This is a genomic window from Rhizobium sp. T1470 (genome assembly GCF_042140505.1).
In the GTDB taxonomy this organism is placed as follows: Bacteria; Pseudomonadota; Alphaproteobacteria; order Rhizobiales; family Rhizobiaceae; genus Rhizobium; species Rhizobium favelukesii.
The window spans coordinates 16,587-39,264 of the sequence record NZ_CP148093.1 but is presented as its reverse complement, the minus strand read 5'-3'; the positions used below and the strand labels follow the sequence as shown (position 1 = coordinate 39,264).

The window sequence follows — 22,678 nt, the reverse complement described above, 5'->3', positions numbered from 1 at the left end:
GATAAGTACTGGTTATCGATGGTGATTGATTTCAGCCCGCAAATCACCCATGTCAGTCGTCCTGGATGACCGGAAACGCTTGGTATTCCGGCCTTTCGAGCAGATTTCGGCGAGGTTCGGCGGCAACGTCTCTGCTCTGCAGGCCACTTACAGCGGCCCTCCCTGCCGATGAGCTGCAGATTCCTCCATCATCTTTTCGCTCAAACGAGCTTTCATGCTCTCCCTCTTCTCCGATCCCCTTATTTTCAGGCATTTTGGCCCAATGACCTCATAGCTGTTCAAAAACGACAGCCAATCGAACAAAAGAAGAACGCAATTATCTCTTTGTCGAGAACTCCCGAACACGCCCCCAGAAGCCTTCCTTGCGTCGATGCTTGTCCTGTAGCGATGCCAGGAAGGCGGCATGATCCCCAAGATTGGCGTAGTCCGGAATTGCACTGTGCAGCGATTGGCACTCCGCGAGATGGCGGGCGGCATGACGGTATCGGGTCGACTTTGCGCGGTCCAACGTGTCACTGATCATAGCGCGTCGCAGCAGCACGGCGGCGAGCGGATAGGCTCCTTCGAGGGTTCGTGCGGCTGGATCCAACAGATAATAGGCATTGCCATCGATCTCAGTATGGCGTTGGAGGATGAGTTTGGCGGCTTGCTCATGCGCCGGCCATTCGATGAGAAAATCCAATGCCGACACCATATTGGGGAAGGTCAACGCATGGGTTAGAGCTTTTTCTTCGGCGATGACATCGTCGAAGTCAGCAAGCCGCTTCAGATAGTCTCGCAGACGGTCACGGAGAAGGTGCTTTTCAAAGCTGTCCCAACGAATCTGCTGTGCCTTTTCAGGCTCGCCTGTCGCGTCGAGCACATCGATATACACGTCCTCCCATTCGGAGTGACCAAAATAACTATGGTATCCATCAATCCAGAGATCATGAGTGGCGGCGACCCTCGGTGTCTGCCGCGCTTTCAGCGGGGTAAGAGCAATGAAAGCGTCAACGTCGTTCTCGCCATCGGCTATTTCCTGCAGGGTCCGCGCAATGGCGGGCGCCCGATGATCGTATTCGCCATTTCTTCGCGGGAGTCGATCAAGGGCGTCATGAAGCCTGGCTTTCAAATGATCGATGCCCTCTTTGCTCAGCGCCGGCATGATGGCGGGGATCAATCGGTCATATTCGCCGTAATGATTGTTGGTAACGGCGTCGAACGTCTGCTTGGCAAGCAGCAGCGGCTTTGGCTTGGCCTTGATGGCGACCCCTCCCAATTCATGACCGGCCTGCCGAAAGATCTCGCCAACGATGCCATTGCTGTCATCGACCCGATTGATGACCGGTCCCGCGAGGGCCATGAAGCGCCACATTAATTCAAGGGCCAAATCGGGTCTGGTTTTCGCAACGCGTTCGGTGATCATCTCGCGTTGCAGATCCAGGTCCTTCTCGAAAGCTTTCCGTTTCTGCCAATCGATAAAGGACGAGGCGTTTTTGATCGATGTCAGTCGCTTGCCGATCTCGGCAGCAAGTTCGTCTTCACCATCCTGTTCGGCAATCTCCAGCCGCAGACGCCGTTTAATATCACGATCTTCCTCCGCGAGCGCGAGAAGAATTTCCGCCAAGCGCTCGGCTCCGAGCGCAATGAGGTTCTTGGTGGTAACGGTTTTGCGCGTCGCCATGGTTATGCTCCCCACAGCCCGTCAAATCGCCTAGCGGCGACACGGGTGTAATGGGCGGTGTGCTTGGGGTCGCGATGGCAGAGATAATCCTGGATGAGACGCAGATCGTAGCCGCGATTGGCGAGCGAGAACCCGCAGGAATGCCGAAGCATATGGGGATGAACATTCGCCAGGTCGGCCCGCGTGGCGGCTGCGGCGATGATGTAGTTGACGGCCTGACGGGTGAACGGCTGGCTGCGCTCGGAGACGAAGAGCCACGGCAGATGATCGCGGCGCGCGACCAGCCAGCGTTTGATGCCACGCAGTTCATCGCCGGCGATCGGATGTTCGACGGACAATCCGTTCTTGAGGCGCGGGATCCAGATGCGTGCCTGTTTCAGGTTCACATCTTCGAGGCGCAGCGCGATTGCCTCGCTGACGCGCAGACCGTGGCGGTACATCATCTGGATGAGCAGGTGGTCGCGGCCGCCGTGACGGGATTTGCGGGCCGCTTCGAGCAGTGAAGCGATATCGGCCTCGCCGAGGAAATCCTTGCGACGTGCATGGCCGCCGGCGGCCAGCACCACATCACTCTTTACAATTCGCCGGTTGGCGATGTGCCTAGGGCGTAGCACGGCGCGATGTTTTCCTTGACCCGGATCCCGCCACTCTTCACAGAATGCGCTTTCTGTAAAGAGTTGGCTACGCGGCCGCCTTCATGCCGAAATCAATCCTCCGCTCCAGGTCGACCTCGAAGCGTCCATAGGGGTTGACGTGCGCATAGCTGAGCGGAGTCAAGCCGCGGTGGTCTTCCGCCGTCATGCGCGCCGCCCAGACCGGATTGCCCAGAACCGATTGCAGCATCCGTGTGTTGACGTAAACAAGGCAGTTCTGGAGAAGGTGCAGCGCCAGCACCGAGATTTCCTGATCCTCCAGCCGGTTGGTCGCCACCTCGCCGCCCTTGCCGAAAAAGACAAAGCTGTTGGCGCTGTTCCAGTTCTCGACCACGTTCAGGTTTTCGTGGATTTCCTGCCGCAATGCCTCCATGCGCAAATAGCGGCACAGGAAGATCGTCTTGATCGCCCGTCCCAGTTCGGCGAGAGCCTTGTACGTGGGGTGCATGATCTCCGATCGCGCGAAGCGGCGCAGGATCGCTTCGGCATCGGCGATGCCGCGATGCATGGCGACGGCGTGCTTCACCATTTCGTCGTATTGCCGCTCGACACTGGCCCAGTCGATGACGTCTGAGAGGATCCCCATCAAATTCGGCAGCTCACCCTTCATGCCGGGACGCGGCAGGCACAGTTTCTGGCGCGCGATCGCCTTCAGACGCGGCGCCAGTTCAAAGCCGAGCAGCTTGCAGAAAGCGAACGCCACCTCGCTTTGACCGTGGCTGTCAACATACTGACGGCGAATCTCCAGGTCGGTGCAGTGGCGCAGCACGCCCTCGATCATGGCGGCGACCTCCGATGACGAGCAACGCTTGAGCTGCGAGTAGATGCAGGTCGAACGCTTCTCGACATGCCAGTAGATCATCACACCGCGACCGCCATAGCGGATATGCCATTCCGTCATCAGGTTGCGGTCCCAGGCGCCGAATTTCTTCGAGTCCGACGCGCACGCCGTGCCGACGTCACCCCAGATCATCGGATTACGGATCGCCAGGGTCGCGTTGGCCACGCGCCGCGCGGCGTCGCGCAGGGCTTCCACATGGATAAAACGCCGGTGGACATGAAGCAACTCTTTATAGCTTACGTCCTCTACGCCGGCGCTGACGCGCTTGAGCCCGGCATTGGTTCCAAGCCCGTACAGGCAAAGCAGAAGCCTGCGTTGCAGCGTAGCGGGATCAAGCGCCACGCGCTCGCCCGATGTCTTGAAGGCGTCGAGGAACCCGGTGTCGAGCGCGGCTTCCTTGAGAAGATCGAGCAAGGCCACCATTGGCCAGCGCCGTGCGACCTCCGCCTTCACCGCCGTCAGGCCGGGCGGTTCGGGTTGCGGCGGCGTTGGCGAAACGGAAACCCGGTTCGCCCCGCGCCAGAGAATGCGGACGCTTCGGTTGCCCGGCAACTCGGCGTTAAGGCGGCGCAATTCTTCCTCCATTTCCGTCTTGAGCGCGGCGGTGAAGGCGCGAGCATCCATCGACAGACCCAGATCGGCGTAATATTCGACCCGGCGACGGTCGAAATCCTTCGGCAAATCATCGTCCGGATTGCGGTGCCGATCGGCGCCAACCACCCAGATCTCCTTGGCCCGGATGCGCTCGCGCAACGCCTGCAGTACGCAAAGCTCGTAGTCGATCAGGTTGATCCGCCCGTCGCCCGCCATCACGAAATCGCGCCATTTGACCGGAATCACACCGTCAATCGGAACGCCGTTGCCGACGCTGAGCAACCGGCGGCCCTCGCGCCGCGCGCGGCGAATCCATGCCAACGCATTCAGAACGGGCCGGTGCGCAGCATTGTTCGAACGAAACTCCAAAACCTCCAGGAGCGGGGGAAGCATGCGCCGGTAGTGGCTGGCATAGGAGCCGCGCATCGTGTGATGAATCCGCTGGTCCCAGGCGCCCCGGGACTTGTATTCCGCCATAATCGCCTTGAGCTTCGTCTCCCCGGCCACGGGGAAGATCACATTGCGCACGGTACCGTCCGGATTTCCAGTTGCCGCCTCGGCAATGTCGGCCAGAAGCCGGTCCTTGCCAACAACGCGTTCAATATCGCGTGCGAGCGCCGCCGTTGTCCTGCGCTCGGCGGTCACCCCGATCTTGTGAACCGTCTCAAGCAGAAGATCGACCAGCCCATCGGTGATCTCCGCCTCGCGCGCCATCAGAAAAACCGCGTACATGCCCAACCGACGCGCTTGCGCATGCCGCCGTATCTCCCAGGCCGTCTCCTGCGCGACCCGGCGGCGAAAGCGCTCAATGACTGGTGCGCCGACCTCGGTGAGAATGCCGCGTGGCAGCCCCAGCCGGCGCACGAACGACAGGCGGGCCGCGGCCTTAAGGAGGCTATCCAGGGCAATCCGACCGGGATCGGCCTTGAGCGCAGAAAACCCGGCCAGCGCGTCTGGATCGCTCAGCGATGCCTCCATCCGCTCGATCGATTCCGGAGCAAGGGACGCCGTAATCTGTTTCAGAAGCCCTTCTTCGAAACGCCGTCTGGCCGAGCGGACCAGGCGTTGCGATGCAGATTTGCTTGGCGGCTGAATTTTGCGGGCCCAGCACCAGCGGTCGATCGGCTCAATCGTCGCCTCCAGCGCCGCACCGGATGGACAGACCTCCGTTTCGAGCCAGCGACGCAGCGCCTCAAGGTCGGGCGCTTCAAGCGTGCGGAAACCGAGAAAGTCCTGGATTTCCGCGCGGTGTCGCTGGCCATTGCGGCCTGACCAATCATAATCGATCAGTTCCGCCACAGGGCGCCCAAGCTGATCGCCAAGGTAGCATCCTGCCGCGTCGGGAATCTCTGCCGCCGATGCCGGAAACCGTCCCGCTAGCTGGTAGAATTTCAACTGCGCCGCGAAGCCGAGCCGCAATGCCTCCGATTTGGCCTCGATCCGCGCCAGCTCTTCAAACCCAAGGCTCCAGTGTTCCGCGAGTTCTTGTCTGCTCCAAGTCCGGCCCATCGGCGCGCCCTCGTTCGAGTATTCATCAGCGCCATCCTACCCAGACCTTTGGCCGGAGTTGCTGGGATGTTCCTTTCGTTGTCGTTTTTCAACAGCTATGAGGTCATTGGGCCATTTTGGCCGCAGACGGCCACCAGAGCGCGTTTCATGTTGGTTATGACCGTATGCTCGTCCGACGCGGCTTTTCGAGTCTGACGGGGCTGCATTTATCCCATAAAACGCGCTTGCAACTGGTCATTTTCTCACGCATTCCTTATTTGTATAAAGCACCATAAAAGAACCGAAAAAACCGATGGCAAAACGACAATCCGCCGATCCGCCGCCCGCTCCTAAGCGCCTCATTGGTTACGCCCGGGTTTCGACCGACGATCAGGTACATGACGCACAGATGGACGAGCTGCGTGCCGCCGGCTGTGAGAGGATATTTCAGGAGCACGGCTCAGGCGCATCGCGGGTACGGCCGGTTCTGACAAGACTGCTCGGCGACCTCACCGCCGGCGACGTGCTGGTCGTCGTCCGGTTAGACCGCCTCGCCCGATCGGTCAGCCATCTCTTATCCGTAATCGAAGACCTCGAGGCGCGCGGCGTACACTTTCGGTCGATCCGCGATCCGATAGATACGTCCACGCCACAAGGGATGTTTTCACTCCAGGTCCTTGGTGCCGTCGCGCAGCTCGAGCGAGCGCTGATGGCTGAGCGAACCAAGGCCGGCATCAAGGCGGCAAAAGCCCGCGGCAAGCTTCCAGGCAATCCAGGCCTTCGGGAGAGGCGACCGGAAGCCATCAAGGCGGTCTCGAAGGCCCGGGAGAAACTCTATCTCGGCGAGCTGATCTCCTCTGCCCAGACCTGGCTCCCGACTGTTCGGCAACTTCGCCCAAAGCATAGCTGGGACAATGTCGTGCGGGTCCTCAATCGCAGAGGCCATGACTGGACGGTGGAAAGGCTACGCCGCGCCGTGCATCGCATGGTCCGCGAGAAGCTGGCCGAGCCTGAGCTATTAGTCCGCTCTCCGCGCCGCGCGCCAGAAGATCACCTCATGAAGCTCGTCGCAGCTATTGCCATTGCCGATCCCGGCCTATCACTGCGCGACATTGCCAGCCAGCTTGATCAGATGGGAGAGCGACCGGCGCGCGGCGGACGCAAATGGCAGCCATCATCCGTTCGTCACCTGCTGGATGAGGCGCATCGGTTTGGTCTCATCCGTCATTGAGGGCACGGAGCATCAACTTGCCGATTGCGCGGTTTCTCGCCCTGGCTGATTTTTGCGCAGAGATTTCCAGCCTTGGCTCTGGATGATGTCGCTGGCGAGCCTCCGGTTCGGATTCAGGACGGAGTTTCAAGGCTGAAGTCACCTGCGCTGGTAAAGGGGCGTGGGGGTCTTGGACGGTGGGCCCGAGCTCGAATTGCCGAAAGGCCTTTCGAGCGGAAGGCGGAAGTGGGGTGATTTTGGAGGTAAGCCCAAAGAACAGTTCCGCGATCGCCGCAATCGTCACCGCTCGCCATGCCAGTGAAAGGTTTGCCATTGGCGCCAAATCTTCAGTGACCGACGGTCGCTGGCCATAGGGCAGCGGTAGACCTAACGAGGTGATGTTAGGGCATCCCTTCCCGGGTCGGCAGCCACAGGAAGCGGCTTGCCGTAGCGATACGATCAAGTTCCAATCCGCCTTTGCGGATGGCCTCGCCGATCAGAGGCGCGACGTGCACCAAGTCTGCCTGGCCGCGACGCTGGAACCGCCGTGCCGAGACAACCGTATCGCAATGACGGCAAAACAGCCTGGCAACGCCGGCGGGTGTCTGCCGAAACTGAAACAGACCGCTGCGAAAACACCCAGCGCAGTAAATCTCGAGGCCTATTCCGTGCCGAGGACAGACCACTGCTTCGACGCATGCCCACGATCGCCGGCAATAATGGTCCCTCCCCTCTTCGGCATCCCCATCAAAGCACACCGGACAGACGCCTCTGTCCATGGGATCACTCGCGAAAGAGCTCTTGGGCCGCCCGGCGCTTTGCAGTGACAGTCGGTCCAGATCGGGTTTACGGATGCGGCAGGCGAGTGCCCAAAGCCGAGTTCGGTCTCGATCAGGATGGAAGTCGCAGCTGAAGAAATTTTGGTTCTGACCGCCACGCGACCCGGATATCCAGCTTTCAACTTGCTGGGGCGAGGTGGAATAATGGTTTGCGACCCGCCAGTGCCAACAACTGAGGAGTTCGTCGTCAAAAGGACGAGGTGCGACGGCCAGCAGCCGCACCTGTCTCATCAGCTTGCCGGCCGCTGTAGGCGGCGTTCCGATCGCCGCGCCATGGCAACCAGCGGCAGCACGAGGTTGTCACCGTCGAAACTGTCCAATGTGATTGCCTCCGCCCCAGTCCGGACGGCTTTGAAAGGCCTCGAACCGCTCCGCAAGCTGCGGATCCGTCAACAACGCTTGGCGGGCCAGATCCGTGCCGGCGCAAATCAGCGGAACTTTCAGGTCATTTGCCAGAAAGCGGATAACGTTGAGGAAGATCCGTTGCTGCCGATAGGTGCCGGTCAACATGGCATGGATCTCATCGATGATCAGCATCCGCACCCCCATCTTGCGCATCAAGGTGCGGCAAGTGGTCTTCAGGCGAAAAGTTGCATCTCCTCCCGGACCAGGGGCGCTCATCGAATTGAGAAGCTCACCATAGACGTCGCGCTCAACAGGTTCGGCTGGCATCTGCATCGCCACGACCGGCATGGTCGTCACCCCGGTTCCGCGATCGAAAGTGGGCTGGTGATCGCGAAGGAACTTTCGGATGACCTTGGTCTTTCCCATCCCGGTGTCGCCGTAGAGAAGCAGACATGGCATTCGATCTCGCGGCGGATAGGAGAGCAAATCCCCAAGCCGTGCCAAAGCTGCCCTTGCATCGGCCGTTTCCAACCAACGATCCGCCCGGATCCAGGCGACCCGTTCTTCGATCCCCATGTCAGCATACTTTTGATACATCGGCTGCAGATGGCGATATTCCGTCATGACCATTCCTCTACTGACAACGGGGACAAGTCGAAGAATTCGCTCTCATCGGCATCATCTGTCGTTCCGATCCTACGTCGCTCGCTGGCGGCCAACGCCTGTAAAGCCGAACGATTCTCGAAACGCGACGAAGCGGTCGGATCATCCTTGGCTCCAGCGCACCAATATCGGAATTGCTCAGCAACATGCCATCTGCCTTGGCCTAGGCTTCTAATACCACCGAGTTGGGCCAGGAATTGATCTAGTGTGGCATTAGAGTCGAGATCGAATTTGTCATCCAGTTGGTCCCGATATGCGCCGTTGGAGGAGCAGGTTCACCGCGATGATTTCCGTGCAGTACCAAAGATAGTCTCGATGCGAACGCGGCAAATATGCGGTCAATTCGAGGATCTCGATCCATTATAACTGGAAAGCGCTTCAGTCCCTCATGTAGGACGGTCCCTGCCCGGTTTAGGCATCTTAGCTGCTAATTCAGGATATCTGCCGGAAAAAGATTTGACGTGTTTGACCAATTCACGTCGCCTTTCATCCGTCGGATCACTCGGGTTGAGCCTGCTAAACATAGCTATGAACTGATCAATTGCGCGCGTGCCTTCGTGACATTCAAAACACGTCGAGTCCTGGTGGTCTCTGTGCGGCATCGAACATAGCTATGGGCGGGCAGTGATCTCGCGACGTCGAAGCCTCAAGCTCTCCGCAATATGTGCAAGTCGGCTGCAGAGCGATCAACCGCGCGGTCCTGGTTTTCTTTTCAGGCTAATTCGGTACGAAATGCCAAATAAAAAGTGCGGATCGAGGAGTTTCGAATGGGTGGAAATGTACTTGCGATCGCGAGAATACCGTCGTCGGGGCTTCGAACACACGTGTGATCGCACGGCTTCCTCGGATGGTCGGCGCACAGATTCGCTACGCTCAAAACCTCCCGGACGTGCCGCTTACATGGGGCAACGGATGCGTCAAAGGCTGGCGCTTCACGTTTAGTCGATGCGTTTCGCGATAGACGCGGGCGAGAGCCAGTTCTCTCGCCCGCCGTCTCCTTCGGCGATGCACCACCCGACCATTGCTGGGTGGTGAAAAGTGAATCGTAATCCCGGCAAAACATTCGGTCGAACCGGCTCTCTATGGCCGGCAGCCTTCGTTGAATCGTTACTCATATCGATAGGAGCGGGCGACAAATCCACGTGAACCAAAACCCTGACAGCTGTCAGGGTTTTGTCTCGCTGAGGCAGCCCTAGCCCACTGCTCGATCTCCTTGTCCGTGAGCTCTTCGCAGCGCCATGAGGACCGGCCACAACGAAAATTCGCCCCGCTCCGCCTTGCGCGTGAGGTCACGAAGATAGCCCCCCGGCGAGTTGATATGCCCTGTCCGCTCTAGGATGCAGGCCACCGCGGCGGCCGCATTTTCCGGCCCCATCACCTCGCACGTCTCTTGATAGGCCGACGGGCTGATGCCCAACATCGACCTCACGACCACCGCTGCGCCCATCATTTCGCGCCAACTCCCAATCGAACCGCCCGGCCCATACATCGCGATCTCGGGGCAAGCCCGCAGCACCATTCCAAGAGGAAAATTCCGGAGTGGCTCCCGCGGCGGCCGACTATCGTCCACCGCCGTCGCGCCCTGCCCATTTCTAAGGCTTGGTTCAAGTTCATGATTGGATTCGGTTTTTGAATTCTGTATGTGGCGCTCACGATGATCATCATTGATGCTCATACTTTCGTTATTTTGCTGCATTTCCAGGGTGTTGATAATTTCATCCTGCAAAAGCGACATCTCGTCCAGTATTGACGCGACGTCGCTGAGGGTCGGAGTGCGCGGAATCCGGCTCATCAGAGTGATATAGACTTGTTCGATGGTAACCCAGTCGCCTGATGCGCCTTCCTCGATCGCGGCAGTAATGAGCTTTCGAACATCCCGTCGGCAAATCGTCAGACTTTCCTTTGCCCGGCGGAAGGTTGCTCGATCGGCAGCGACTTGCTGCGCCATGACTGCGAGTTCTTCAGCGCGCAATAGAAGCGGTGAAACATCGAAGCCAAATGCGCTTTCGATCCCACCCGCACTGTCCTTTCTGGCGTAGCGCTTGCCATTGGCACTGTCCTTCCGCACGATCAGACCAGCCTCGACAAGAAGCGCTAAGTGCCTGCGAAGCGTCGCGCCAGCAATGCCATGCGCGCGGAGTGTCAGCTGAGCATTGGATGGAAAGACAACGAGCTGCCCGTCCTGGCGTAGCTCCTTATCAGGATAGAAAGTTAGCAACGCGTCAAGGACTGCTAGGCTACGGTCCTGTAGTCCAAGCACTTCCCGTGCTTCCGCTACATCCCGGAAGATTTTCCATTTGTCGGCCGACTTGCCTGGCTTGATCTCGGTCGTCGCAAGCTGTCGCTTCACCAAGGCAAGCGTCATCGGCCGCCGCCCAAAGGGCGTCGTCACACTTCCAATCTGCATTTTCTTCACCTTCAAAGAGGCAAAAGAAACCTGCCCACCAAATTACGGTGCCAAAGACTCTTGACTGGGTTTCGGGGAAATGCGATTCTCTAGTTGTCACACATTGAGAGAGGCTTCCACGACGGCAACGTTTGGGGGCCTTTTTCTTTTGCAGCGCTTCCCTTCTTTTATCTTCGGAATCCTGACAGCTGTCAGGATTGTTGGCTTTCACGTTGACGGGCAAAGCGCTCAGCAAGTCCTGGCAGCTCCGCTTCGACAAACTTCAGAAATTCAGTTCCGAGTAAGCCCTCGGCCGAAATCCGGACCTCTTTCGCGGACATCACCAATGCACCAATTTTCGTGCCCCTGTTATCGGAGATCGGAATAGGTTGCGCACCCTTCTTGTCGGCTGGTTTGATCGCGTTAAGAACACGCTGAAATCGCTGGTCGGATGTCTCGTTGCCGTCGGCTTTTGTGCTTAATGCAGCCCGAATTGAATCAAGAATTCTTGGATTGCCGGCAACTGTCTTGGCGAGATCGACCCAACGTGGCCGCCCAACCTTCGGCGCCCGCCCAATGGCCGTGATAATGTCCGCAGGAACGACCCGGTAGACGTTGCGCATTCGGGCAAGTTCGGCATCCTCAATCGAAAGCGCGGCGTAGATGTAGCGCGGCTTGATCCCCGCGTCGTCCATTCGCGATGCGAACAATGCGCGCTCGATCCAGGTCAGATCCTGGCGGCCCGCATTCTCGATGCCCTGAGCTAGAACGAGATCAAGATCGGAAATTTCCATCTCGAGGGCGCGAACGGGCCTGCCGAGCTGCATGGCAGCGAGCCAGCGTCGGTGACCATAGACGATCTGGTAACGTCCAGGAGACGACGGGTGACGGCGGACCTGGACGGGGACCTTTTGCCCCTCGGTTTCGATCGACCGCTTGAACATCTCGAAGCTCGTGACGTCATCATCCGGCAGCCTGTCCGGGTAAGGGGAGGGGTCGATGAGCGAAGGATCCAATTCGCTAACCGCACCACCGCCCGACTCAACGATAGCCTTCAAACGATCTCGCTCTGTCCTGATGTCATCGATGGCCCGATGGGCCGCACCAATCACACCTGCTCCGACACGATTGCCGGCAACGGGGGCAGGGCCCAGCGGAGGCAGTTGATCCGCAGCCTGATCATTCTCAAGCTCTGCGGAAAGTAGCCCGAAGCTGGCGACAATGGACTTCCGAGGTGATTTGCTCATGTCCGCCCCCAACTATCGTTGATCAGTCCAATTATCGCCTCGTTTACGGCGTCTACCGCTTCACGGGCGCGTTTTTGTGTATCGCGACCAATCTGTCCCATCTCGAGCTCGTATATCGAACGTTTTGCCAGGCCAGCAGCCTCGACCGCAGTGCTCTCTATGGCTGTCGGCAGCAAGACATCAGAGCCGAACAAGTGCCTCAGCATCGCAACGACCTGTGACTGCGGAGCATCATTAGGGTTGTGCCGTGTTACCAAGTATCGGATAAAATCCTGATCCAGCTGGGCACCGCTCTCATTGAGGACGCTAATCAAATCACCCATCATGAGGAGAAACTGGCTCATTGATGCAACGTCCAGCATGGCTGGATGGACCGTTATGATCATGCTCGTTGCCGCGAATATCGCGCTCAGGGTCAGAAAGCCGAGCGACGGCGGAGTATCGAGAATCACGACATCGTAGTCCGCCTCGACTTCGGCAAGAGCTAACTTCAATCGTTCGAAGAAGATCGCGCCCGAGGTCGATTTGTTGGCCAAAACCCGTGGCGTTTCGTGTTCATACTCCATGACTTCGAGATTTCCCGGAATCAGGTCAATGCCATCGAAGTATGTCTTGCGGATGATTTCCTGGATTGGGCGACGTTCGGCCTCGTCGTAGCGCAAAGCGGCGTAAATTGTTTCATTTGACCCAACATCAATCTCTGGCTGAGCACCAAACATAGCGGACAGGGATGCTTGCGGATCCAAATCCAATGCAAGTACGCGATAACCGTGAAGCGCGAGATAATGGGATAGATGGACGCAGGTCGTGGTCTTTGCGCTGCCACCCTTGAAGTTCGCTACGGCAACCACCTGGAGATGCTCGCCGGCGCGACGGCGAGGAAGGAATCGCACTGCCTCCGCAGGTTTTTGCATTGCGAACAACGCACGCAGCTCATTGATCTGAGCCAGAGTGTAGACGCGATGGTTGTTCTCCAACCTGCTGGGAACCGGTCCGCGCCCTTCGATGGACATGAGCTTCAGCGTGGAATCTGGGATAGAGGTAAGCTTCGACACTTCGTTTGTCAGAAACGGACGCAGGATCTTTTCCGACTTTGGCGGATACATGCGGGTTCTAAGCTGCTGCAATTGCCCGGACAAAAGCCCTGCATGCCGCATGATTTTGCTGCCAGCATCTTCCTTGGAGCCGACAACTGATTCTACTCGGTTTGCTATCGCCATCTATTCCTCTTGGCGGCATTCTACCGGTTTACCGGCCATTGCCCGCCAAGGATAGAACACGATTCTCCTGAACGCGTCCAGAAGATTAGGGTTACGATTTCGTAAAGGCTTGGAAATGATCTCCAAGCGATATTTCCGCTTTTTCTATTTCATCTCCGACAGTTAACCCGTCCCTCCTATGCTCTTGATCACGAATTGTTCTCCTGTGAATCCTACAAAGGCAGGTAGTGAATTGAAGGTCCTGCAAATCGTTTGAAGGCGGCGGTCATGGACAGTCCGTCAATGATGCAGGAGGTGCTGGAAGCGGAGATTGACGAGATACTCGGGCGGCAAAACGCGAGCGCACGGGTTCCATAGGATCGCCTGGGGCACTTCTCAACAGAACTATTCGAATGAGGTCGGCGCTCCGACTGGGCGCTGGTAGCCACGATAGCAGAGATGTATGTGCAGGGGTGTCAACATAGAAGGTCAAGCGGTTACCGACGCTCCGCGGCCACGCATTCTTGGCATCATCAATCTCGGCAATCAACATGCCACTGGATGACTGCCTGAAGTGGTGGCCTGCTGCCATGCAATGTCATCGACTAAGATCTGCGCTCAGCTGAACCCACCTTGTAGAACTCTACAACTGCCGCATAGCTGTCATCCGTGCTCTTTTTCCAGCCGTCATTCTTTGACGGAGAAAATTATGCACATTGTCGCTATCTCTGCCGCCGGAACTCATCGCGAGCACCAACTCCTCGAAGCGCACCATTCCTTGCGGGCAAATGTTTTTTTCGATCGGCTCGGCTGGGACGTTCACGTTGTCGACGGCCGAGAGGCGGATTCGTTCGATAAGCTTGGGCCCGCTTACATCCTCGCGGTCTCTTCGGACAATCGCGTCGTCGGCTGCGCCAGGCTTCTCCCAGCCTTGGGTCCAACAATGGCAGAAAACGTCTTTCCTTCGCTACTTCCAGGAGGACGGCTCCATGGCCATTCGGCCATGATCGAAAGCTCCCGCTTCTGCGTTGACACGATGCTTTCAAACAACAGGCGACCAGGCTCGGTCCATGAGGCGACCCTGACCATGTTCGCAGGCATCATCGAATGGTGCCTGGCGAATGGCTACACCGAGATTGTCACGGTGACCGATCTTAGGTTCGAGCGAATCCTCGCGCGCGTCGGATGGCCTCTACAGCGTTTGGGCGAACCAAAGAAGATCGGCGTGACAATGGCCGTGGCGGGCACACTGCCCGCCAATGCGGAGACGTTCCTCAGGCTCCGTCCTTCCAATTACCGTTCTGAACTCACCCCTCTCAGCCAGGCAGCGTAAGGAGAAATCCGTGAACCAGCTTCGCTCTCACCCTCGGCTTGTCCGCAAACTTCAGGAGGCGCTCGGCGATCAGCTTTGTGTCGCCCTAGACGACGTGAATGTGGTCGAGATCATGCTGAATCCGGACGGAAAGCTGTTCATCGAACGCCTCGGTCACGGCGTTGCACCTGCCGGCGAGATGTCGTCGGCTGCCGCGGAGATGGTCATCGGCACAGTGGCGCACGCGCTTCAGTCAGAGGTCGACACGGAACAGCCAATCATCTCCGGCGAGTTGCCAATCGGTGGCCACCGTTTCGAAGGTCTGTTGCCCCCCGTCGTCGCCAAGCCTGCCTTCACGATTCGACGCCGGGCATCGCGCCTCATTGCGCTCGAAGACTATGTCCGTACTGGCGTGATGACAGAATACCAGGCGTCGACGATTCGCAGCGCGATTTCCGCAAGGCTGAACATCATCATTTCCGGGGGAACGGGCTCGGGCAAGACGACGCTAGCGAACGCAGTGATCCACGAGATCGTCAAGTCTGTGCCAGAGGATCGCCTCGTCATCCTTGAGGATACCGCGGAAATCCAGTGCGCGGCCGAGAACGCCGTTCTCCTGCATACCAGCGATACGATCGACATGGCGCGGCTCCTCAAGAGCACGATGCGGCTGCGTCCCGACAGGATCGTTGTGGGCGAGGTCCGTGACGGCGCGGCCCTGACGCTGCTGAAGGCCTGGAACACCGGTCACCCGGGTGGCGTGGCGACCATTCACTCGAACACCGCCATGTCGGCACTGCGTCGCCTTGAACAGCTGACCGCCGAAGCAAGCCAGCAGCCGATGCACGAGGTGATCGGGGAGGCCGTCGACCTAGTCATCTCGATCGAGCGGACGCCGCATGGACGGCGCATTCGAGACGTCATTCACGTCGAGCGGTTCGCGGGCGGCCAGTACGAGATCGAATCCCACCAGCTCACGGAAGAACAGGAGGCGCGCCATGTCGCGTAAGCATACCCTCATCGCCGCCGCGCTCGTGGCGGCGCCAATCGTTCTTGCCTCTGTCGCGCCGGCACTCGCTAGTTCCGGCGGGAGCCTCCCATGCGAAGGGCCACTGCAGCAGATTCAGGAGTCGATCACCGGCCCGGTCGCGGGTGCGATCGCGCTTGCAGCCGTGGCCATTGCCGGCGGGATGCTGATCTTTGGCGGCGAGCTCAACGATTTCGCACGACGCCTTGTGTACGTCGTTCTCGTCGCCGGCATCCTGCTGGGTGCCACAACCATCGTCGGCCTGTTTGGTGCGTCCGGCGCTTCGGTCGGGCTGGCCGACGAGCAGATCACGACGACTGTTTCGAACGGAGAAGGCGAGGGGGCTCATGGCTGAGTCCCTGTCCGGCTTGCGGCGCAACCGCATCCATCGCGCGCTTTCCCGCCCGAACCTCCTGATGGGCGCCGACCGGGAACTGGTGTTGACCGGCGTTGCGGCCGTGATCCTGATTTTCGTCGTCCTCACCGTCTATTCAGCGTTCTTCGGTGCTGCTGTCTGGGTCGTGATCGTCGGGGCTCTCAGGATGATGGCGAAGTCCGATCCGCACATGCGGCAGGTCTATATCAGGCACATTTCCTACAAGCCGACCTACAAGGCGACCACTTCGCCCTGGCGGCGGTACTGAGGAGACGGCAGTGGTAGCTCTCAAACGCTTCCGGGCCACAGGCCCATCCTTCGCCGATCTCGTTCCATACGCTGGCCTCGTCGACAATGGTGTCCTCCTGCTGAGGGACGGAAGCCTGATGGCCGGCTGGTACTTCGCTGGCCCGGACTCCGAAAGTGCGACCGACTTCGAGCGCAACGAACTATCGAGGCAGATCAATCCCGTTCTGTCGCGGCTTGGAAGTGGTTGGATGATCCAGGTCGAAGCCATCCGCATTCCGACGGTCGACTATCCATCGGAAGACCGTTGCCATTTCCCCGACCCGGTGACCCGCGCGATCGATGCTGAGCGGCGCGCACATTTCGCGCGCGAGAAGGGGCATTTCGAGAGCAAGCATGCGCTGATCCTGACCTATCGGCCGCTCGAGTCCAAGAAGACTGCTCTCAGCAAATACATCTATTCGGATGAGGAAAGCCGGAAAAAGTCCTACGCGGACACGGTGCTCTTCGTCTTCAAGAACGCTGTACGAGAGCTTGAGCAGTATTTTGACAACACCCTTTCGATCCGGCGAATGGAAACTCGCGAAACGGTCGAAAGGGGAGGGGAGCGAATCGCCCGATATGACGAGCTGCTGCAGTTCGCCCGATTCTGCACCACTGGGGAAAGCCATCCTATCCGGCTTCCCGATGTTCCTATGTATCTCGACTGGATCGCCACCGCGGAGCTTGAGCACGGACTGACGCCAAAGGTCGAAAACCGCTTCCTGGGCGTCGTCGCGATCGACGGTCTGCCGGCCGAAAGTTGGCCGGGTATTCTAAACAGCCTTGATCTGATGCCGCTGACCTATCGGTGGTCATCGCGCTTCATCTTCCTTGATGCCGAGGAAGCCCGACAGAAGCTCGAACGCACACGCAAGAAATGGCAGCAGAAGGTCCGGCCGTTCTTCGACCAGATATTCCAGACACAAAGTCGATCCGTCGACCAGGACGCGATGCGCATGGTGGTCGAGACGGAGGATGCGATCGCGCAGGCCTCGTCGCAGCTGGTTGCCTATGGCTATTACACACCGGTCGTAGTGCTGTTCGACAGCGATCGCGAGGCACTGCAGGAGAAAGCTGAAGCGGTCCGCCGGCTGATCCAGGCGAAAGGTTATGGGGCGCGGATCGAAACGCTCAATGCCACCGACGCCTATCTCGGCAGCTTGCCGGGCAACTGGTATTGCAACATCCGTGAGCCGCTGATCAACACGTGCAATCTCGCCGACTTGATTCCGCTGAACTCGGTCTGGCCCGGAAACCCCGTTGCGCCATGCCCCTTTTTCGCACCGAATTCCCCGCCCTTAATGCAGGTTGCGAGCGGATCGACAGCTTTCCGCCTGAATCTGCACGTCGATGATGTTGGGCACACGCTGATCTTCGGTCCCACCGGTTCAGGCAAGTCGACACTTCTGGTTCTGATCGCCGCGCAGTTTCTGCGGTACGAAAATGCGCAGATCTTCGCCTTTGACAAAGGCAGTTCACTTCTACCCCTGACGCTCGCAGCCGGCGGCGATCACTATGAGATCGGCGGCGACAATGTAGAAGAGGGGAGGGCATTGGCCTTCTGCCCACTCTCCGAACTCAAAAGTGATGCCGACCGGGCTTGGGCGACGGAATGGATCGAGATGCTGGTCGGTCTGCAGGGCGTCACCATCACCCCAGATTATCGTAACGCCATCTCTCGGCAGATCGGACTGATGGCGAGTGCATCCGGTCGCTCGCTCTCAGATTTCGTCAGCGGCGTGCAGCTGCGCGAGATCAAGGACGCACTGCATCATTATACCGTCGATGGCCCTATGGGCCAGCTCCTCGATGCGGAAGAGGACGGCCTCACACTCGGTGCCTTCCAGACTTTCGAGATCGAGCACCTGATGAATTTGGGCGAGCGCAATCTCGTGCCGGTGCTGACCTACCTCTTCCGCCGGATCGAAAAGCGTTTGGATGGGTCGCCGAGCCTGATCGTGCTCGACGAGGCGTGGCTGATGCTCGGCCACCCTGTGTTCCGCGACAAGATTCGCGAGTGGCTCAAGGTGCTGCGCAAGGCGAATTGCGCTGTCGTTCTTGCGACCCAATCGATCTCCGATGCCGAGCGGTCCGGGATCATAGACGTCCTAAAGGAATCCTGCCCTACAAAGATATGCCTCCCAAATGGTGCCGCTCGCGAGTCGGGGACGCGAGAATTCTACGAGCGCATCGGCTTCAACGAGCGGCAGATCGAGATCGTCGCTACCGCCATGCCGAAGCGCGAATACTACGTGGCCACGCCAGAAGGCCGGCGGCTGTTCAACATGTCGTTGGGGCCGGTTGCGCTGAGCTTTGTCGGCGCGTCGGGCAAAGAGGACCTCAAGCGCATCCGCGCACTCAAATCCGAACATGGCCGCGACTGGCCGATCCACTGGCTTGAAACGAGAGGAGTTCACGATGCCGCATCGCTACTCAAGTACGAATAGATGGTTTGCTTGCCTCGCGGCCGCCACCCTCATGATCGTGACCTCGGGCTCGGTGCAAGCCGGTACAGCCACCGGCGCTGCGACGGAATGGACGCAGCTCGCCAACAATGCGCAACTCGTGGACCTCCTGAAAAGCTCCGGCATCCAGGTCGACAATCAGCTGACCCAGATCAGCCAGCTTGCAGAGCAGATTCAGAACCAGCTCAAAATCTACGAGAACATGATGCAAAACACCGTGCAGCTTCCTGACCATGTCTGGGGGCAGGTCGAAAGCGATCTCAACCAGCTGCGCAGTATCGTCGACGAGGGACAGGGCATCGCCTTTTCGATGGGGAATGCGGACGATGTTCTTCAGCAGCGCTTTCAGAGCTACGCCGATCTCAAGACCAACTTGCGGGACAACGGGACGGTCTCCTCGACGTATCAGTCCTGGTCGAACACCAACCGTGACACCATCGCCAGCTCGCTGAAGGCGGCGAGCCTCACGGCCGATCAGTTCGATAGCGAGGAAGACACGATGTCCTCGTTGAGGTCGATGTCCGAGACGGCTGACGGGCAGATGAAGGCTCTGCAGGTTGGGCACGAGATCGCAGCACAACAGGCCGCACAAATGCAGAAGCTTCGCGGTCTCGTCTCCCAACAGATGACGATGATGGGAACCTGGCTTCAGACGGAGCAAACCGACAAGGACCTGGCGCAGGCGCGGCGGGAAAAGTTTTTCAACGCCGAGGTCAAGATCGTTCCGGAAGGCCAGAAAATGGAGCCGCGCTGGTGAGCCGCTCCGTCCTCATTGCCTTGCTGCTGGCTCTCGCCGCTGCATCCTCAGTAGCGACAGTGCTGATCGTCAATTCCAGAAACACCGGAGAACCTGCGCTCACCGAGGAGCGCGCCGCCCGGGAGGAATTTTTCGGCTCCAACAAGGAGCTGCCGCCAATCGAGGATGGTCAGGAGATGCGCCCGAGATGGTGAAGGGAATTGTTGCACGTTCATTTCTGATTGCAGGGCTTCTTTGCATAGCCTTTGCCGTACCCGCCTTCGCGCAGGAGGGACAGGTCCTGACAGAACTGGAAAACCAGGTCTCGTCCGCTGCGAAGGGGTGGGAAACCACCATCATGGATGCGGCGAAATCCCTGTTCTGGATTCTCGCAACCATCGAGATTGGCATCGCGGCCGTCTGGCTGGCGATCCAGTCGGCCTCGCTGGACAGCTGGTTCGCTGAACTGGTGCGGCGGATCATGTTCATCGGGTTCTTCGCATTCGTTCTGACCCAAGGTCCGACCTTTGCGCGAGCAGTGGTCGACAGCCTTTTCCAGATTGGCGCCGGCGGCGGTTCCGCTTCGCCTGCCGAGGTGTTCGACGCCGGCATCCGCGTCGCCTCCCAAATGTCGCAACAAGCACAGTTCGGGGTGTTCGAAGACAATGCGCTCGCGATTGCCGCCGTTCTCGCAATGGGCATCGTGGTCATCTGCTTCTCCCTGGTCGCAGCGATCTTCGTGTCGGTCATGGTCGAGATGTATGTCGGCCTGCTCGCCGGCATGATCATGCTCGGACTGGGTGGTTCGTCCTTCACGAAAGACTTTGCCATTCGATACCTCGTCTATGCCTTCGGCGTCGGCATGAAGCTCATGGCCCTTGTGATGATTGCCAAGATCGGGTCGAACGTCCTGCTTGGCCTTGCCCAAGCGCCCACCGCCTCGTCGGATCAGTTCGTCACGACCTTGGCCATCGCAGGCATCTCCGTCGTCGTCTTCATCATCGCCATGTATGTCCCGAACATCATCCAGGGCGTTGTCCAGGGCGCATCGGTGTCCGGAGGGATGGAAGCGATCCGCCACGGCGGGCAAACGGCATCCTTCGCCGCCGGCGCTGGCTTCCTCTCCGCCGGCGCTGCCGGCGCGGGTTTTGCGGCCGCGCAGGCCGCACGAGCTGGCGGTTCACCTGTTGCAGGTGCCGCTCTTCGCGGCGTTGGCGCGAGCTTCGGTTCCGGCGCGCAAGCAGCCGGATCAGCCGCGAAGGAAAAGGCAATCGGCTCTCCGGGTGCTTATGCCGGGTCCATTCTCGGACTGGCCAACGCCAAGCTCGATGAACAGCGCGGCGGTCATAGCGGACCGAAGCCTCCTCCCGAACGCAACGACAAACCATAATCGAGACAAGGGAAGAATAAATGGCAGCGAACCGCGCCCCGGAAAACCCGTATCTTGCCGCCCGCCAGGAATGGAGCGAACGCTATGGCTCCTATGTGAAAGCCGCAGCCGCATGGCGCATTGTTGGTGTCCTCGGTCTGGTCATGGCCGTCATCGGCTTCAGCTACGCGATGTATCTGAGCACGCAAGTGAGGCTCGTGCCTTACATCGTCGAGGTCGACAAGCTCGGAACTGCGGTCACGGCAGGTTTCCCCGAGCAGATCGAGTATGCCGATGTTCGCGTGGTGCGCGCCACACTCGGCAACTTCATCACAAACTTTCGCTCGATCACGCCGGATGCGGTGGTGCAGAAGCAATATATCGACCGCACCTACGCCCTTCTTCGCACCTCCGACCCGTCAACCGAGAAGGTCAACGCCTGGTTTCGAGGCAATTCTCCGTTCGAGAAGGCGAAGTCTTCGACAGTTGCCATCGAGGTCAACAACATCGTCGCGCTTTCGAACCAGACCTATCAGATCGACTGGACGGAATACGAGCGAGACCGCAAGGGCAAGGAGATCGGCACGCGGCGGTTCCGCGGGATCGCAACGGTGACGCTCACCGCGCCACAGGATGAGGCGACGATCCGCCTCAATCCAATCGGCCTCTACGTCCGGGATTTCGACTGGACGGCACAGCTTTAAGGGCAGGGATTCTTTCAATGACAAAAACGGGATTGATCGCAGCCGCCGGCTGCATGGCCGGACTCTTGCTTGCGGCTGGCGCGCAGGCGCAAAGCATGACGAGCAACGAGGTGAAGGGAACAGATCTTTCCAGAAAGTGGCGCGGCACGCCGGGACTGGTGACGACAGGTCCGGATGGAAAAGTGATCTTCCTGTTCGGCGAGACCCAACCTTCCGTGGTCTGCTCGCCGCTACAGGTCTGCGATATCGAACTTCAGGGTGGCGAGATCGTTCGCGATGTTATGGTCGGCGACACGGTGCGTTGGAAGGTGGAGCCGGCCACCTCGGGGACCACAGGCGATCCATCTTATCATCAAACCATCGGAGCCAGGCCTTCTCACCTCGATGGTCGTTACGACATCGCGGCGCACCTATCATATCCAGCTCAAGTCCCATCCCAGCCAGTACATGGCGCGCGTTGGTTTCGAATATCCGGACGACGTGTCGACCAAGCTCGCCGACATCAACGCTCGTCTCGAAACGGGCGGCATTCCGCGCACCGCGCCGGACAAGCTGAACTTCTCCTACTCGGTGAGCGGGAGCGCTCCCTGGAGGCCGAAGCGAGTCTATTCGGACGGGATGAAGACCTACATCCAGTTCCCGAAGGCGATCTCCGCACAGGATGCGCCTGTGCTCTTCGTCGTCTCCGGCGGTCAAAATCGCATCGTCAATTACCGGATGAAGAACGACATGATGACCGTCGACTATGCGATCGACAAGGCGATCCTCGTTTCCGGTGTCGGTTGGCGGCAACAGAAGATCACCATCCGGCGGGGAGGCTGACCAATGCGCAAGCTTCTCGCATATTTCGTCGTGGCCACGCTGCTCTCCGGCTGCCAGACGGCCGACGACGCCCTGACCACCAGTTCCACCCCCGTTGCCGTCACCGGACCGGCCGCGAGCGCTATCGCCGGGGACATGGCAAGCCGCCTGGCTGAACAGATCGGCCCGGCCGGTGCTACGACGACGATCAAAATGGAGAAAGACACGTCGGAGTTCGCGACTGCCCTCGAAGCGGCCCTGAAGGGGTGGGGCTACACTGTCGTCACGGACGGCAAGGTCGCCAAAGACATCAAGCCGGTCGAGCTTGCTTATGCAATCGAGGGCTTCGACGGACAGGTTTTGGCGCGGGTCTCAACACCTTCCATCGCTCTTGGCCGCGCTTACAAGCCGACGGCGGCCGGCGCCACGCCGGCCAGTCCGCTTTCGATCATGCAGCGCAACTGACGGAGAT

The 22,678-nt window shown here is 59.1% G+C and carries 19 protein-coding genes and 1 pseudogene; 12 read left to right on the top strand and 8 right to left on the bottom strand.

Annotated elements, in window-relative coordinates:
* Positions 1-316: 316 nt before the first annotated feature.
* The 3 genes from WGT02_RS29935 to WGT02_RS29925 all read right to left on the bottom strand — a co-directional run bounded on the left by WGT02_RS29935 (position 317) and on the right by WGT02_RS29925 (position 5,260).
* Entirely contained in the window at positions 317-1,663 is a 1,347-nt protein-coding gene (locus tag WGT02_RS29935) for a DUF6880 family protein (RefSeq protein ID WP_208245761.1), read from the bottom strand.
* A 2-nt stretch (positions 1,664-1,665) separates the two neighbouring features.
* Complete coding sequence (locus WGT02_RS29930; RefSeq protein ID WP_208245759.1) at positions 1,666-2,277, bottom strand: tyrosine-type recombinase/integrase; 612 nt, start codon at positions 2,275-2,277, stop codon at positions 1,666-1,668.
* Positions 2,278-2,344: 67 nt separating this feature from the next.
* Positions 2,345-5,260: a Tn3 family transposase gene (locus WGT02_RS29925; protein WP_208245758.1), complete on the bottom strand. Its 2,916-nt coding sequence runs from the start codon at positions 5,258-5,260 to the stop codon at positions 2,345-2,347.
* A gap of 292 nt (positions 5,261-5,552) precedes the next feature.
* On the opposite strand from WGT02_RS29925, the gene WGT02_RS29920 reads away from it, so the two are divergent.
* A complete protein-coding gene (locus WGT02_RS29920) occupies positions 5,553-6,470 on the top strand; it encodes a recombinase family protein (RefSeq protein ID WP_208245757.1) in 918 nt (305 codons plus the stop codon).
* A gap of 380 nt (positions 6,471-6,850) precedes the next feature.
* Here WGT02_RS29920 and WGT02_RS29915 read toward each other — a convergent pair whose 3' ends face one another.
* The 5 genes from WGT02_RS29915 to repA all read right to left on the bottom strand — a co-directional run bounded on the left by WGT02_RS29915 (position 6,851) and on the right by repA (position 13,149).
* Positions 6,851-7,519 (bottom strand): TniQ family protein, encoded by a 669-nt coding sequence (locus WGT02_RS29915; RefSeq protein ID WP_208245756.1) that lies wholly within the window; start codon positions 7,517-7,519, stop codon positions 6,851-6,853.
* A 69-nt stretch (positions 7,520-7,588) separates the two neighbouring features.
* Positions 7,589-8,257, bottom strand: a complete 669-nt coding sequence (locus WGT02_RS29910; protein WP_225040308.1) for a TniB family NTP-binding protein — start codon at positions 8,255-8,257, stop codon at positions 7,589-7,591.
* Positions 8,258-9,488: 1,231 nt separating this feature from the next.
* A complete protein-coding gene (gene repC / locus WGT02_RS29905; protein WP_208246377.1) occupies positions 9,489-10,703 on the bottom strand; it encodes a plasmid replication protein RepC in 1,215 nt (404 codons plus the stop codon).
* Positions 10,704-10,894: 191 nt separating this feature from the next.
* Positions 10,895-11,929, bottom strand: coding sequence for a plasmid partitioning protein RepB (gene repB, locus WGT02_RS29900; protein WP_208245755.1), 1,035 nt, complete (start codon positions 11,927-11,929; stop codon positions 10,895-10,897).
* Complete coding sequence (gene repA, locus WGT02_RS29895; RefSeq protein ID WP_208245754.1) at positions 11,926-13,149, bottom strand: plasmid partitioning protein RepA; 1,224 nt, start codon at positions 13,147-13,149, stop codon at positions 11,926-11,928. The genes repB and repA overlap by 4 nt, the downstream gene beginning before the upstream one ends.
* A gap of 688 nt (positions 13,150-13,837) precedes the next feature.
* Between repA and traI the strand changes: the two genes are divergently transcribed.
* The 11 genes and pseudogenes from traI to trbH all read left to right on the top strand — a co-directional run bounded on the left by traI (position 13,838) and on the right by trbH (position 22,671).
* Complete coding sequence (traI, locus tag WGT02_RS29890; protein WP_024317472.1) at positions 13,838-14,461, top strand: acyl-homoserine-lactone synthase TraI; 624 nt, start codon at positions 13,838-13,840, stop codon at positions 14,459-14,461.
* Between the two features lie 10 nt (positions 14,462-14,471).
* A complete protein-coding gene (trbB, locus tag WGT02_RS29885; protein ID WP_208245753.1) occupies positions 14,472-15,449 on the top strand; it encodes a P-type conjugative transfer ATPase TrbB in 978 nt (325 codons plus the stop codon).
* On the top strand, positions 15,439-15,822 hold the full coding sequence (locus WGT02_RS29880; protein ID WP_208245752.1) for a TrbC/VirB2 family protein: 384 nt from the start codon (positions 15,439-15,441) through the stop codon (positions 15,820-15,822). Before trbB ends, WGT02_RS29880 begins: the two co-directional genes overlap by 11 nt.
* Positions 15,815-16,111 carry a conjugal transfer protein TrbD gene (locus WGT02_RS29875; protein ID WP_208245750.1) on the top strand — a complete coding sequence of 99 codons (297 nt, stop codon included), beginning with the start codon at positions 15,815-15,817 and terminating at the stop codon, positions 16,109-16,111. Before WGT02_RS29880 ends, WGT02_RS29875 begins: the two co-directional genes overlap by 8 nt.
* Positions 16,112-16,121: 10 nt before the next feature.
* Positions 16,122-18,578: a conjugal transfer protein TrbE gene (locus WGT02_RS29870; RefSeq protein WP_208245748.1), complete on the top strand. Its 2,457-nt coding sequence runs from the start codon at positions 16,122-16,124 to the stop codon at positions 18,576-18,578.
* Positions 18,550-19,353, top strand: a complete 804-nt coding sequence (gene trbJ, locus WGT02_RS29865) for a P-type conjugative transfer protein TrbJ (RefSeq protein WP_208245745.1) — start codon at positions 18,550-18,552, stop codon at positions 19,351-19,353. The genes WGT02_RS29870 and trbJ overlap by 29 nt, the downstream gene beginning before the upstream one ends.
* Positions 19,350-19,547 carry an entry exclusion protein TrbK gene (gene trbK / locus WGT02_RS29860; protein WP_024317478.1) on the top strand — a complete coding sequence of 66 codons (198 nt, stop codon included), beginning with the start codon at positions 19,350-19,352 and terminating at the stop codon, positions 19,545-19,547. The genes trbJ and trbK overlap by 4 nt, the downstream gene beginning before the upstream one ends.
* A complete protein-coding gene (gene trbL, locus WGT02_RS29855; protein ID WP_208245743.1) occupies positions 19,541-20,722 on the top strand; it encodes a P-type conjugative transfer protein TrbL in 1,182 nt (393 codons plus the stop codon). The genes trbK and trbL overlap by 7 nt, the downstream gene beginning before the upstream one ends.
* Before the next feature lie 20 nt (positions 20,723-20,742).
* Complete coding sequence (locus tag WGT02_RS29850; protein ID WP_024317480.1) at positions 20,743-21,405, top strand: conjugal transfer protein TrbF; 663 nt, start codon at positions 20,743-20,745, stop codon at positions 21,403-21,405.
* A 17-nt stretch (positions 21,406-21,422) separates the two neighbouring features.
* A pseudogene (gene trbG, locus WGT02_RS29845) lies at positions 21,423-22,227 on the top strand (P-type conjugative transfer protein TrbG).
* A gap of 3 nt (positions 22,228-22,230) precedes the next feature.
* The gene (trbH, locus tag WGT02_RS29840) at positions 22,231-22,671 is read left to right on the top strand and encodes a conjugal transfer protein TrbH (protein WP_208245741.1); all 441 of its coding nucleotides are present in this window, start codon (positions 22,231-22,233) and stop codon (positions 22,669-22,671) included.
* Positions 22,672-22,678 lie beyond the last annotated feature (7 nt).

Excerpts from the sequence above, each read along its gene's own strand:
- WGT02_RS29935 (WP_208245761.1), bottom strand. The coding sequence starts at position 1,663 with ATGGCGACGCGCAAAACCGTTACCACCAAGAACCTCATTGCGCTCGGA.
- WGT02_RS29925 (WP_208245758.1), bottom strand. The coding sequence starts at position 5,260 with ATGGGCCGGACTTGGAGCAGACAAGAACTCGCGGAACACTGGAGCCTT.
- WGT02_RS29920 (WP_208245757.1), top strand. The coding sequence starts at position 5,553 with ATGGCAAAACGACAATCCGCCGATCCGCCGCCCGCTCCTAAGCGCCTC.
- WGT02_RS29915 (WP_208245756.1), bottom strand. The coding sequence starts at position 7,519 with ATGAGACAGGTGCGGCTGCTGGCCGTCGCACCTCGTCCTTTTGACGAC.
- WGT02_RS29910 (WP_225040308.1), bottom strand. The coding sequence starts at position 8,257 with ATGACGGAATATCGCCATCTGCAGCCGATGTATCAAAAGTATGCTGAC.
- repC (WP_208246377.1), bottom strand. The coding sequence starts at position 10,703 with ATGCAGATTGGAAGTGTGACGACGCCCTTTGGGCGGCGGCCGATGACG.
- repB (WP_208245755.1), bottom strand. The coding sequence starts at position 11,929 with ATGAGCAAATCACCTCGGAAGTCCATTGTCGCCAGCTTCGGGCTACTT.
- repA (WP_208245754.1), bottom strand. The coding sequence starts at position 13,149 with ATGGCGATAGCAAACCGAGTAGAATCAGTTGTCGGCTCCAAGGAAGAT.
- traI (WP_024317472.1), top strand. The coding sequence starts at position 13,838 with ATGCACATTGTCGCTATCTCTGCCGCCGGAACTCATCGCGAGCACCAA.
- WGT02_RS29880 (WP_208245752.1), top strand. The coding sequence starts at position 15,439 with ATGTCGCGTAAGCATACCCTCATCGCCGCCGCGCTCGTGGCGGCGCCA.
- WGT02_RS29875 (WP_208245750.1), top strand. The coding sequence starts at position 15,815 with ATGGCTGAGTCCCTGTCCGGCTTGCGGCGCAACCGCATCCATCGCGCG.
- trbJ (WP_208245745.1), top strand. The coding sequence starts at position 18,550 with ATGCCGCATCGCTACTCAAGTACGAATAGATGGTTTGCTTGCCTCGCG.
- trbL (WP_208245743.1), top strand. The coding sequence starts at position 19,541 with ATGGTGAAGGGAATTGTTGCACGTTCATTTCTGATTGCAGGGCTTCTT.
- WGT02_RS29850 (WP_024317480.1), top strand. The coding sequence starts at position 20,743 with ATGGCAGCGAACCGCGCCCCGGAAAACCCGTATCTTGCCGCCCGCCAG.
- trbH (WP_208245741.1), top strand. The coding sequence starts at position 22,231 with ATGCGCAAGCTTCTCGCATATTTCGTCGTGGCCACGCTGCTCTCCGGC.